17 protein-coding genes are annotated in these 11,724 nt (G+C 49.7%); 7 read left to right on the top strand and 10 right to left on the bottom strand.

The window, feature by feature from the left end; all coding sequences use genetic code 11:
* Nucleotides 1-59 precede the first annotated feature (59 nt).
* From CSR04_RS15850 to rluF, 4 genes are all read left to right on the top strand, one after another.
* Nucleotides 60-1,019, top strand: a complete 960-nt coding sequence (locus CSR04_RS15850; protein WP_102797277.1) for a hypothetical protein — start codon at nucleotides 60-62, stop codon at nucleotides 1,017-1,019.
* Nucleotides 1,020-1,022: 3 nt separating this feature from the next.
* Nucleotides 1,023-1,334, top strand: a complete 312-nt coding sequence (locus CSR04_RS15845; protein WP_102797276.1) for a cupin domain-containing protein — start codon at nucleotides 1,023-1,025, stop codon at nucleotides 1,332-1,334.
* Nucleotides 1,334-1,642: a DUF1272 domain-containing protein gene (locus CSR04_RS15840; RefSeq protein WP_102797275.1), complete on the top strand. Its 309-nt coding sequence runs from the start codon at nucleotides 1,334-1,336 to the stop codon at nucleotides 1,640-1,642. The genes CSR04_RS15845 and CSR04_RS15840 overlap by 1 nt, the downstream gene beginning before the upstream one ends.
* 119 nt (nucleotides 1,643-1,761) lie before the next feature.
* Nucleotides 1,762-2,499, top strand: coding sequence for a 23S rRNA pseudouridine(2604) synthase RluF (gene rluF, locus CSR04_RS15835; RefSeq protein ID WP_102797274.1), 738 nt, complete (start codon nucleotides 1,762-1,764; stop codon nucleotides 2,497-2,499).
* Nucleotides 2,500-2,567: 68 nt separating this feature from the next.
* Here the strand turns inward: rluF and CSR04_RS15830 are convergent, their stop codons facing one another.
* The 10 genes from CSR04_RS15830 to CSR04_RS15785 all read right to left on the bottom strand — a co-directional run bounded on the left by CSR04_RS15830 (nucleotide 2,568) and on the right by CSR04_RS15785 (nucleotide 9,377).
* Entirely contained in the window at nucleotides 2,568-2,840 is a 273-nt protein-coding gene (locus CSR04_RS15830; protein WP_102797273.1) for an HPr family phosphocarrier protein, read from the bottom strand.
* Nucleotides 2,837-3,685 (bottom strand): RNase adapter RapZ, encoded by an 849-nt coding sequence (rapZ, locus tag CSR04_RS15825; protein WP_102797272.1) that lies wholly within the window; start codon nucleotides 3,683-3,685, stop codon nucleotides 2,837-2,839. Before rapZ ends, CSR04_RS15830 begins: the two co-directional genes overlap by 4 nt.
* Nucleotides 3,682-4,125, bottom strand: coding sequence for a PTS IIA-like nitrogen regulatory protein PtsN (ptsN, locus tag CSR04_RS15820; protein WP_102797271.1), 444 nt, complete (start codon nucleotides 4,123-4,125; stop codon nucleotides 3,682-3,684). Before ptsN ends, rapZ begins: the two co-directional genes overlap by 4 nt.
* A gap of 58 nt (nucleotides 4,126-4,183) precedes the next feature.
* Nucleotides 4,184-4,471, bottom strand: a complete 288-nt coding sequence (gene hpf / locus CSR04_RS15815; protein WP_102797270.1) for a ribosome hibernation promoting factor — start codon at nucleotides 4,469-4,471, stop codon at nucleotides 4,184-4,186.
* 27 nt (nucleotides 4,472-4,498) lie between these two features.
* Complete coding sequence (locus CSR04_RS15810; RefSeq protein WP_102797269.1) at nucleotides 4,499-5,977, bottom strand: RNA polymerase factor sigma-54; 1,479 nt, start codon at nucleotides 5,975-5,977, stop codon at nucleotides 4,499-4,501.
* A gap of 79 nt (nucleotides 5,978-6,056) precedes the next feature.
* Complete coding sequence (lptB, locus tag CSR04_RS15805; RefSeq protein WP_102797268.1) at nucleotides 6,057-6,782, bottom strand: LPS export ABC transporter ATP-binding protein; 726 nt, start codon at nucleotides 6,780-6,782, stop codon at nucleotides 6,057-6,059.
* 4 nt (nucleotides 6,783-6,786) lie between these two features.
* Nucleotides 6,787-7,305 (bottom strand): lipopolysaccharide transport periplasmic protein LptA, encoded by a 519-nt coding sequence (lptA, locus tag CSR04_RS15800; RefSeq protein ID WP_102797267.1) that lies wholly within the window; start codon nucleotides 7,303-7,305, stop codon nucleotides 6,787-6,789.
* Nucleotides 7,295-7,852 carry an LPS export ABC transporter periplasmic protein LptC gene (gene lptC, locus CSR04_RS15795; protein WP_102797266.1) on the bottom strand — a complete coding sequence of 186 codons (558 nt, stop codon included), beginning with the start codon at nucleotides 7,850-7,852 and terminating at the stop codon, nucleotides 7,295-7,297. Before lptC ends, lptA begins: the two co-directional genes overlap by 11 nt.
* Nucleotides 7,849-8,403 (bottom strand): 3-deoxy-manno-octulosonate-8-phosphatase KdsC, encoded by a 555-nt coding sequence (gene kdsC / locus CSR04_RS15790; RefSeq protein ID WP_102797265.1) that lies wholly within the window; start codon nucleotides 8,401-8,403, stop codon nucleotides 7,849-7,851. Before kdsC ends, lptC begins: the two co-directional genes overlap by 4 nt.
* 17 nt (nucleotides 8,404-8,420) lie before the next feature.
* Entirely contained in the window at nucleotides 8,421-9,377 is a 957-nt protein-coding gene (locus CSR04_RS15785; protein WP_102797330.1) for a calcium/sodium antiporter, read from the bottom strand.
* 282 nt (nucleotides 9,378-9,659) lie between these two features.
* Here CSR04_RS15785 and CSR04_RS15780 point away from each other — a divergent pair, with 282 nt between their 5' ends.
* Genes CSR04_RS15780 through mlaD form a run of 3 tightly spaced genes read left to right on the top strand, consistent with a single transcriptional unit; the run spans nucleotide 9,660 to nucleotide 11,714 of the window.
* Nucleotides 9,660-10,457 carry an ATP-binding cassette domain-containing protein gene (locus CSR04_RS15780; protein ID WP_102797329.1) on the top strand — a complete coding sequence of 266 codons (798 nt, stop codon included), beginning with the start codon at nucleotides 9,660-9,662 and terminating at the stop codon, nucleotides 10,455-10,457.
* Nucleotides 10,457-11,233 (top strand): lipid asymmetry maintenance ABC transporter permease subunit MlaE, encoded by a 777-nt coding sequence (gene mlaE / locus CSR04_RS15775; RefSeq protein ID WP_102797264.1) that lies wholly within the window; start codon nucleotides 10,457-10,459, stop codon nucleotides 11,231-11,233. The genes CSR04_RS15780 and mlaE overlap by 1 nt, the downstream gene beginning before the upstream one ends.
* A 13-nt stretch (nucleotides 11,234-11,246) precedes the next feature.
* Nucleotides 11,247-11,714, top strand: coding sequence for an outer membrane lipid asymmetry maintenance protein MlaD (gene mlaD, locus CSR04_RS15770; protein WP_102797263.1), 468 nt, complete (start codon nucleotides 11,247-11,249; stop codon nucleotides 11,712-11,714).
* Nucleotides 11,715-11,724 lie beyond the last annotated feature (10 nt).

The following is an 11,724-nucleotide window of genomic DNA, read 5'->3' as shown; positions in this document are numbered from 1 at the left end:
TGTCTTGCCTCCGTCACATAAGCGTTGGAGACTCGACCTTTTTTAGATGGAGACACACCTTGCGTAATCTGATTCTGGCAATCGCTTTGTTCAGCGCGCATACACTGGCAGGACCCAGTTTTATTCTGCTGCAGGACCTACCTTACACAGACACACAGGAATATGTGTATAAGAAGCTGATCCGGCCGGCCATTATGGCCTCGGATGCTGCTTTTGTTATTCACGGCGGGGATATGCAGGGGAGTAAGGCACCTTGTAGCCAGGCAGGATTGACGGCGATTCGCGATGATTTATATGCCTTAAAGCCGGACCGGGTTTTTGTGACGCCAGGGGATAATGATTGGACCGATTGCGACAGGCCCAGTAATCCCCATCCCGTCAGCGAGTACCAGGTGCTGAACCAGTTACGCGAGATTTTTTACCATCCCGCCCCGTCAGGGCTGGCCGAATGGCAATTAAGCCGGCAGGAGGAATACCCTGAGAATGCCCGCTGGCTGGTGGAAGAGACGGTTTTTGTTACCCTGCATATATTGGGAACGGTCAATGGCCGCGCACAGATATATCTGGATGATGCTGACTTTGCGCTACAGCAGGTAGAAATGCGTGACCAGGCAAATCAAATCTGGCTTGAGCAGGCCCTGGCTTTTGCCAAGCTCAAGCAAGCCAAAGCCATGGTGATTGCCACCCATGCCGATATCACTGTGGGGGAAGGCAAGCCTGTTTGTCGCGCTGACAGCACCCATCAATGTGATCCTTACCTGCAATATCGCCGTCAATTACGCGACGTGGCAAAAGCCTTTGGTAAACCAGTGTTGTTCGCACATGGTGATACGGAGCCCATGTGTTTGGATAAACACTTTGGAGGCCCTGATACTGTGAATTTGTGGCGATTAAACGGTGCCGGGGATTACAACCTTATCGACGCGTTGACGGTGAAAGTCACAGAAGACCCTGAGCAGCCTTTTAAAGTAACGGCTCTGACTCAGGAATTAACACCACCTTCCTGTACCGAGGAGTAGAAGATGCAAGTGATTCGGGCTAGAGAGTTTACCGCCGAGCGCCCATGGGGGGCCAAAGACATTGCCTGTATGCAGGGGATCAGCACCCGATTGCACTGGACGGATCAATCCTATCACTGGCATGTCAATGATGGCGATGAGGTCTTTGTGGTGCTGGATGGCGAAGTGGAGATGCGTTATCGGGATAAAGGCAAGGAGCATAAGGCACTGCTTGGTTGTGGTGATATTTTCTATGCTGGTGTCGGCACCGCCCATTGCGCCTTTCCTGTGGGACCAGCGCGCATTCTGGTGGTGGAAAAACAGGGCAGTATCTGATGCTGGAGCTGCGACCCACCTGTGAGTGCTGCAACTGCCCGCTGCCGCCCGATTCAGAGCAGGCCTGGATATGCAGCTATGAGTGCACCTTCTGTCAGCACTGTGTGGAACATATTCTGCAAAATGTCTGTCCTAATTGCGGCGGGGGCTTTACTGCGCGCCCCATTCGGCCAAAGCAAGCATACCGACCCGGAGTCAGCCTGTTGCATCAACCGGCCTCAAACAAAGCCGTACACAGCCGTTACAGCCCTGAAGATATGCAGACCTTCAGTCAGTCACTCAAAGCTATCCGTCCGTCCCAACGTTGAGGCGCAACCAGTCTGCCTTTGCTGAGAAATACGCAAAGGCATCGGCATAAACCAGTTTTACCGTGATCTGCACCGCTGCATGGATTAAAATTCCCCGGCGCAAAGGCGCTGGAGGATATATGAGCGAAAACGGCGCCATCAGGCTTAATAAATTTATCAGCGATTCAGGCTACTGTTCCCGTCGCGAAGCAGACAAGCTGATTGAACAAAAACGGGTTAGCATTAACGGCAAAGTGCCAGAGCTTGGTACTAAGGTGATGCCCGGCGATCATGTCAGTGTGGATGGCAAGCCGGTTGGTGCCAGTGCCGAAGACAAATCTGATCGTGTCTATATTGCCTATAACAAGCCGGTTGGCATTATCTGCACCACAGAGCGCGATGTGCAGGGCAATATTGTCGATGCCATCGGCCATCGCCAGCGTATTTTTCCTATCGGGCGGCTGGATAAAGATTCAGAGGGGCTGATCTTTCTGACCACAGACGGGGATATTGTTAACAAGATCCTGCGCGCCGGTAATGAGCATGAAAAAGAATATCTGGTGACCGTCAATCAGCCGGTGAGTGAACGTTTTGTGCGTCAGATGAGCCAGGGGGTACCTATTCTGGGCACCATAACCAAACCTTGTCAGGTAAAAGCAACCGGACGCTTTTCATTTAGGATTATTCTGACACAAGGACTGAACAGACAAATTCGCCGCATGTGTGAGTTTCTTGGTTATCAGGTGGTGCGTCTCAAACGTGAGCGTATTATGCAGGTGCAACTGGGCAATCTTAAGCCTGGCCAGTGGCGAAATTTAACTGAAGCAGAGATGGGGCAAATTAATCAGGCGGTGCGCTACTCCAGTAAGACCGTCTAGATAGGCTAATGACAAACTGCGAAGGTGATTTGCTTAGTACAGTATTAAATACCAGCGGTTACTGAAATTTACTCTGCCTCATTAAATTTCTGTTGAATTAATTGTTCCACTGCCAGCAGTGCGGCTTTGGCATCCTGCCCTTCGCTGATCACCAGTACTTCCTTGCCCATGCTGCTTTCCAGCATCATCAAACCTAATACACTGGTGGCTGAAGCTGACTTGTCGCCCTGTACCAGCGTTACCTGGGCATCGAATTGATTGGCCAGTTTCGCTAATTGGGTGGCTGCTCTGGCATGTAACCCCAATTTATTCTGGATTAACAGGACCTTTTCCAGTCTCATTTTCGTGACAACTCCCTGTGTCTTATTTGTACATCCGGATGTACCGCCTTGAATGTGCGCGCCAGGCTTTCTGCCACGTAAACGGAGCGATGCTGACCACCAGTACAACCAATGGCTATGGTCACATAGCTGCGGTTATTGCGCTCCAGATGAGGTAACCAGGTTGATATCAGGTTCTGTATTTGCCAGATAAACTTGGTAACAATGGCCTGGGAGCCTAAAAATGCTTCCACTTGCGGATCCAGACCGGTCAGGCTCTTCAGCTCAGGCTCCCAGTGCGGGTTAGGCAAAAATCGCGCATCGAATACGTAGTCGGCATCCTTGGGAATACCATGTTTAAAGCCAAATGATTCGAAAACCAATACCAGGCGCGAGCTCTTTTTTCCCAGGATGCGTTCACGCACCAGTTCGGCCAACTGATGCACCGATAACTCACCGGTGTCGATGTATAAGTCGGCCCGCTCGATAATCGGGGCAAGCAATAAGGCTTCTGACTGAATAGCGTCGGTCAGCGACTTACTGTGTTTGGATAACGGGTGCAGACGACGGGTTTCGCTGAATCGTTTGATTAACACGTCGTCACTGGCATCCAGATAAAGTATGGTCAGCTCCCAGTTAGAGGGCAGGTAGTCAAGAATTTCTACCAACTCTTCAGGGTCTTTGGGTAGGTTACGCACATCAATGCTGACGGCAACCTGATCATACTCATCGACAACCGTGTGGGTCAGAGTCGGTAGCAAATTAACCGGAATATTGTCCACACAGTAATAACCCAGATCTTCCAATGCCCTTAAGACAATAGACTTACCCGAGCCGGAGCGCCCGCTGATAATAATGAGTTTCACACTATGGCCTCAAATAGTTCCTGATCTGATTGGGCATGACGTAGCTTTTTCACCGTTTCCTTGTCATTCAGTTTGGCTGCTATAGTGGCCAGGGTTTGCAGATGTCCCTGTGCCTGATCTTCTGGTACCAGAATAGCGAAGAAGATGTCCACAGGCTGATTATCAATGGCTTCAAACGCGACGGCTGGCTGGCTGGTTAACAATATTGCCGTGACTTTCTCCAGTCCGGCCAAACGGCCATGGGGAATGGCAATGCCACAACCAATGCCGGTACTACCCATTTTTTCACGGTTCAGCAGACTGGTGAGGATCGCATCCTGACCAATTTCTGGCAGATGCCTGGCCGCGATATCACTGATAGATTCCAGAATGCGTTTTTTACTGGTCCCCTGAATGGCACAGGAAGTGCAATCAAGGGAGAGGATGTCTTTGATTTCCATGCTGAGTTTTGTGTTGTGGCCATAAACAGGCGGGGCCTGTTTATGGCTTTGTTTGAGCCTAATGGCGTTTTATTTTTTCCTTATGCTTGAGCACCTGGCGATCAAGCTTATCTATAAGGCTGTCAATGGCGGCATACATATCGGTATGCTCGGAGGTGGCAAAAACCTCGGCACCATTGAGGTGCAGAGTGGCTTCCGCCTTCTGATTAAGTTTCTCCACATTCAGGATAACATGGACATTGTTAATATGATCGAAATGTCGCTCCAACTTGGTAAATTTGCTGTCAACATAGGCGCGAAGAGAATCGGTGATTTCAACGTGATGACCAGTAAGGTTGATTTGCATAATGCCTCTTCCTTTTGTTGGTAAGTCTTAAAGCAGACTCTTGCGTTGGTTGGATGGGGGAATCGATAAGGATTCCCGGTATTTGGCGATTGTCCGCCGGGCAACCATAATGCCTTGCTCGGCCAACAACTGCGCAATCTTGCTGTCACTCAGCGGTTTGGCGGGTTTTTCTGCCGCCACCAGTTTTTTAATCAGAGCGCGGATAGCAGTAGACGAGCACTCGCCACCACTTTCCGTTGCCACATGGCTGGAGAAGAAGTATTTCAGCTCAAAAATGCCACGTGGTGTATGCATATACTTCTGGGTCGTAACCCGGGAAATAGTGGATTCATGCATATCCACCATTTCTGCGACATCATTCAGCACCATTGGTTTCATGGCCTCAGGGCCATATTCAAAAAATCCCTGTTGCTGCTGTACTATGCAATTAGCCACTTTAAGCAGCGTTTCATTCCGGCTTTCCAGACTCTTGATAAACCATTTGGCTTCCTGCATATGAGAGCGGATAAACTGGCTGTCGCTGGAATTTCTGGCATTGCGGCTCATGGCCGCATACTGCTGATTGATACTCAACTTGGGCAGGCTATCAGGGTTTAGTTCTACCACCCAGCGGCCATTTTTCTTAGTCACTGACACGTCTGGAATAACGTACTCTGGTTCACTGGTGACGATGGCGCTGCCTGGCCTGGGATTCAGGGTTTGCAGTAACCGCAGTGCTTCACGCAATTCGTCTTCTTTCAAACGTGCCTTGCGCATCAGGGTACGGTAGTCTTTGCTGGCCAGCAGTTCGCTATGCTCCAGAATCAACGCCTTGGCTTCTTCCAGCCAGGGGGTTTCAGCGCCAAACTGACGAAGTTGCACCAATAGGCATTCTTGCACTGAGCGCGAGCCTACCCCCACAGGATCAAACATCTGGATACGTTTTAACACGCATTCCACCTCATCCAGTTCCACTTCTTCGTCTTCGATATCCAGACTCTGCAGAATGTCTTCGGTGCTGACCGTAAGATAACCTGACTCATCAATGCTGTCGATAATAGCGATAGCAATAGCGGTGTCAGTTTCACTGAAAGGGGTCAGACGCATTTGCCACAGCAAGTGATCCTGAATGCTGTCGGATGTTTCACCCTGGTAAATATTGTCCTCATCTGAGCTGGCGGCTGAGGAGGAGGGGCCTGAAGAAGCGCTGTAATACTCATCCCAGGTAGTATCTACCGGTAAGTCGTCTGGTAATTCCTGTTTTTCCAGCGCTTCACCGGTTTCCATGCGGTCATTGTCTTCGCTATTGGCAGAAGCACTGTCGTTGCTGACATTGTTGAGGTCCTGATCGTCGCCGGTGGAAAAATCCTGGCCGTCATCCGCTTCCAACAAAGGGTTGGATTCCAGGGCTTCCTGGATTTCCTGTTGCAGATCCAGGGTCGACAGTTGCAACAGACGAATGGCCTGTTGCAGTTGCGGCGTCATGGTGAGCTGCTGGCTGAATTTTAGCTGTAATGCGGGCTTCATCTACTTCTTATTATCTTCCAATGGCCTTCAGGGTATTGATATGGTCGTTCATGGCAAGTTCAATGCCTGTTTGGCTTAACTATAGCTTGAATTGCTCACCCAGGTATACATCTCTGACCTGCTTGTCGTTAAGTACCTGTTCGGCTGAGCCTTCCGCAATTAATTCACCATGACTGACGATATATGCTTTTTCACATACATCCAGGGTTTCACGGACATTGTGGTCGGTAATCAGAACGCCGATGCCTCTGTCTTTCAGATGATGGATAATCTTTTTTATATCGCTGACCGAAATGGGATCGACACCGGCAAAGGGCTCATCCAGCAATATAAATCTGGGGTTGGCTGACAAGGCCCGGGCGATTTCCACCCGCCGTCTTTCTCCTCCGGACAGACTCATGCCGGTGCTATGACGGATATGGTTGATGTTAAATTCATCCAACAATGCATCCGCCTCCTGCTCCCGTTGCTCCTGGTTGAGATCCTTGCGGGTTTCCAGAATCGCCATCAGATTTTGATAAACGCTTAGTTTCCGGAAGATGGATGACTCCTGGGGCAGATAGCCAATGCCCAGTCTGGCCCGCACATGCATTGGTTGGTGGCTGAGTTCCTGGTCATCAATAAATATCTGGCCTTTGTCCATGGGAATCAGGCCAACAATCATATAGAAGGAAGTGGTTTTTCCTGCGCCATTGGGGCCGAGCAAACCCACAATCTGTCCGGTACTGACTTGCAGGCTCACGTCACGCACCACCTGGCGATTTTTGTAGCTTTTCGCCAGATGCGAGGCCTTAAGTGTTGGCATGAATTTACTTCTCCTGGACCGGTTTCTTCTTGGGCTCTGGCTGGAAAATTGTTTCTACCCGGCCATCACCGTCGTCCGAGCCTTGTGCGACTAACTGTTCCTTCTCCATATTGAACTCAATGTTATCACCGCTAACACTGCTGCTGTTTTGATGTAGCTCAGCATTTCCCTTTAAGGTCAGAGTTCGTTTATCCACCTGATATTCGATATGATTGGCCAATGCCCGAATACGACTGCCGTCGGCCATAGTTTGTTGGTACTCGGCTGGTTCGCCTTTGGCAATAAAAATTTCCCGTCCTTTACCTTGTTCGGCATTCACTTCCACTTCATCGGCATCAATACTCAGGGTGCCTTGGGTGATTTTCACATTTTCGCGAAAAATGGACACTTTATTGATACCGTCACCGGACTGGTATTTGGAGGCCACCTTAATAGGTTCGTTAAAATCCTTATTGATTGCTGCAGCGGAAGCACTCAGAAGAACGGCCGCCGTCAGCACATGCAGTTTAATTTTATTTACCATAGATGGTCTCTACGTGATCCAGTAGTTCAAATTGTTTGGTGTTCAAATCTGCGCTAAATCCATTGCCTCTGATGACATAATTGACACCGCTGATGGTAACAGGCTGGTCAGAATGCATGGTTTTGCTGTTCAGGTCTATCTCGATAAAGCTGGTGCTGATGGTTTGCAGCAGTCCTTCGTTGCTAAGACTGCGTATCTCTACATTGGTTTCCAACTGAATGCGGTTGTCTTCGTATAATGTGCCCTCGTCGGCGGTAATTTCCCAAGGGGGCTCGTTCGTGTCAACAAAGATACTGTATTGAGGTTGCTGGAACAGGGTAAAACCCAGCATGTCGTAATGCTCCATCACCTTAGCGTGGATACTATGAGTCAGAACACCATCGTCATTATACAAACTGGTTTGCATGTTGCGGGCCAGGTAATTTGGCTGCCAGACTTCTTCACCTTGCTTGCTGGTTTGTGGCTGTTCACTGTCCAGCCACCAGTTGTAGTTGGTAGCCAGTATCAGCACAAACAGCAGCAGAATACTTAAGGTCAGGCGATTCATAGGCTAATGCCGTGTATTTGGGTTAGTTGATTATTGGCTTGCAATATCATATCGCAGACCTCTCTGACGGCACCAAATCCACCTTGGCAACGGGTAATAAAATCGGCCTGTTGTATCACCACTGGATGACCGTCGGGTACCGAAATCTTGATACCTGCTTGTCTGAACATGCCCAGATCGGGCATATCGTCACCCATGGCAGCTATCTGCTCTGTATTGAGTTTCATCTGCCCAGCTATGTCCTGCAAGGCCTGTTGTTTATCTTCCTGCCCCTGGATGATATAGCGCAGGCCCAGTGCGCGCATCCTGTCTTCCACTATTTGAGATTTGCGTCCAGTGATGACAGCCACTTCTACCCCAATTTTCATCAGCGCTTTGACGCCGTAACCGTCGCGGGTGTGAAAGGCTTTTAATTCTTCACCATCATTTCCCAGATAGATTCGGCCGTCGGAAAAAATACCGTCCACGTCACAGGCTAACAAGCGGATATTGGCAAAGCGCTTAAAGATAGAAGTGTCTAACGTGCCGTAGGGGGTCTGGGTATGGCTCATGTGGCCTCTAATTCCGGTTAATGTTGAAACAAACTGGCCTGGTAAGCCAGGTAGCAAGCCAATAACAGTCCGCCTTGCCAACGCTGTATCTGCCGCCGTCCGCGGATAGCGATGCAAAAAAATACCAACAGCATGGTCAAAGCCAGCATGGTTGGCAAATCCCGTTGTATCGCCAGGGAATCTATGGCTCCCGGAGCCAACAGCCCCGGCATGGACAGTACTGCCAAAATATTAAAAATATTGGAGCCTAATATATTGCCCAAAGCCAGATCGTCTTCACCTTTCATGACGCCTGCTAAGCTGGCGGCCAGCTCAGGTAAACTAGTACCGATTGCGATGACGGTCAGGCCAATCACCAAGTCACTAATGCCAAAATGCCGGGCAATATCAGCTGCCGAAGCCACCATCACATGAGCGCTGAGTGGTAATAAAAGCAAACCAGCCAATATCCACAACACGGCTTTAGCTGAAGCCATTTTGGATATTTCTCCGGCTATTTCCTGATTAAGAGGATCCTGTTTGTCGCTGCGTAGTGATAGCCAGGCAAGCAGGCCAATCACCAGGAAAAATAATAATAACAACAGCAACCCTTCACGGTAGCCCAGACGGCCGTCCCATAATAAATAGGTGGCCAGTAAAGACACCGCCAGTACTATGGGTAATTCCCGCCACAACGTGCCAGAGGATACCAGCAGCGGCCTGAACAGGGCCGTGATGCCTAACACCAGGCCGATATTGGCAATATTTGAGCCGATGGCGTTACCAACTGCGGTGTTGCTGTTGCCCGCTAGTGAGGCACTTGCACTGACCATGATCTCCGGCGCAGATGACCCCATGGCTACAATAGTCAGACCAATGAGCATGGGGGGCAGTCCAAAATTTCCCGCCAGCGCAGAAGCACCGCGGATGAATCCATCGGCACTCCAACTTAATACTGCCAGACCGGCCAGGAAAATCAGGGATTCTGTAATCACTAGCTGCTGAAAGATGTCCATATCGTTGACCTTGTGGCGATTGTCGCAAAATCCAAGCCTTTTGCCTATCAGTGCGCATCATGGATTTGCGAAAGTAAACTGTACCGTTTACAATTTGACAGATCCAGGCCAGATAGGGGTTAACCAGGCCTGGTCAGACAAAATTCGAACATTTAGAACACAACTTATTACTTTTTAACTTTGTTGCAGTTTCTTGAAAAACATTACAATACCCCCACTCTGGTGCGCCCAAGAGCGGTATTTTGTTAGATGGATGTGGAAATGGAAGACTTGGTAAGTGTAGATAACCTGACGTTCTCCCGCGGTGATCGGTTGATTTACCAGGATATTTCCCTTCGTCTGAGAAAGGGTAAAACCACCGCCATTATGGGCCCCAGCGGTATAGGTAAAACCACACTGCTTAAGCTAATTGGTGGTCAGCTGCGTCCGGATAGCGGTGATATTCGCTTTAAAGGTGAATCGATTCCCGGTATGGGACGTAAACGCTTGTTTGAGGTACGCCGACAAATGAGCATGTTGTTTCAAAGTGGTGCCCTGTTTACTGATATCTCAGTGTTTGACAATGTTGCCTACCCACTTCGTGAGCATACAAACCTTTCTGAACAATTAATCCGTTTACTGGTACTGATGAAATTGCAGGCAGTTGGGTTACGCGGGGCCGCCGCAATGATGCCCAGCGAGCTTTCCGGCGGCATGGCGAGGCGTGCTGCACTGGCCAGGGCTATTGCGTTAGACCCTGAACTGATTATGTATGACGAGCCATTCGCTGGTCAGGATCCTATTTCTATGGGCGTGTTGGTGAAGTTAATTAAAGAACTGAATGACGCCCTGAGTCTGACGAGCGTGGTGGTTACTCATGATGTCACGGAAGTGATGTCTATTGCTGACTATGTCTACATTCTGGCGGACAAACAGATTATTGGTGAAGGTACGCCAGAACAAATCCGTTCCCATCAGTCACCTCTGGTTCAGCAGTTCCTGCTTGGACGTGCTGATGGACCCGTGCCTTTTCATTATCCTGCCGAGAACATTGCGCAGCAGTTGTTGGAGAATTATTGATGGAATGGTTTGCACGCCTTGGCAGGTCTACTTTGCAGGGCTTAGCAGGGTTAGGTCGGGCAGCTTATTTGTTAGTAGGCGCGCTGGTTGCCAGGCCGCAGCTTAAAAATATCCCACTGACTATCAGGCAAATGTATGTAGTTGGTGTGCAGTCGCTGCTGATCATTATCGTGTCTGGCGCCTTTATCGGTATGGTACTGGCACTACAGGCGTATACCGTGTTGGTGGACTACGGTGCAGAGGAAAGCCTGGGGCCGATGGTGGCGTTGTCATTGTTGCGCGAGTTGGGTCCCGTGGTAACGGCGCTGTTATTCGCTGGGCGGGCCGGTTCCGCGCTGACCGCTGAAATTGGCTTAATGAAAGCCACCGAACAACTAAGCAGCCTGGAAATGATGGCGGTAGATCCGCTCAGACGCATTATCGCGCCCAGATTGTGGGCGGGTGTGATTTCTATGCCCATGTTGGCCATTATCTTCAGTGCCGTGGGGATACTGGGGGGCCAGGTCGTGGGTGTTGACTGGTTAGGGGTGGATTCCGGTAGTTACTGGTCAGTGATGCAGGCGGCGGTAGAATTTGACGAAGATATTATGAATGGCGTGATAAAGAGCCTGGTGTTTGCCTTTGTGGTGACCTGGATAGCAGTGTTTAGAGGTTATGACTCTGTGCCTACGTCCGAAGGCATTAGCCAGGCGACCACCCAGACAGTGGTGTATTCATCACTGGCGGTACTGGGATTGGATTTTGTTTTGACAGCATTAATGTTTGGTACGCATTGACAGGGGATTGGCAATGAATTCGAGAAAGATTGAAGTACTTGTTGGGTTGTTTGTGGCATTGGCTGCTGCTGCGCTCATCATGCTGGCCCTGAAAGTGGCGGACCGAGGCCTGAGTGGCAATGGTGAAACCTATATACTCAAGGCCAAGTTTGACAATATCGGTGGGTTGAAAGTGCGCTCACCGGTAAAAGTCGGTGGGGTGGTCATTGGCAGGGTAGGTAATATCAGCCTGGATGATGATGATTTTACTCCTGTTGTGACATTGATCATCGGTAAGGAATTCGACAAGTTTCCGCAGACCAGTTCAGTGTCTATTCTTACTTCTGGGCTGCTTGGAGAGCAGTATGTAGGGCTACAGCCAGGTTTTATGCTGGATGAGAACGATGTCCTGAAACCGGGCCAGTATATTGAAGACACTAAGTCGGCTCTGGTTCTTGAAGATTTGATCGGCCAGTTCCTGTTCAGTCGCAATAATGACTGAGGCCAAGAAT

It is taken from the genome of Bowmanella denitrificans (assembly GCF_002887595.1).
In the GTDB taxonomy this organism is placed as follows: Bacteria; Pseudomonadota; Gammaproteobacteria; order Enterobacterales; family Alteromonadaceae; genus Bowmanella; species Bowmanella denitrificans.
This window is presented reverse-complemented; position numbering and strand designations above follow the sequence as displayed.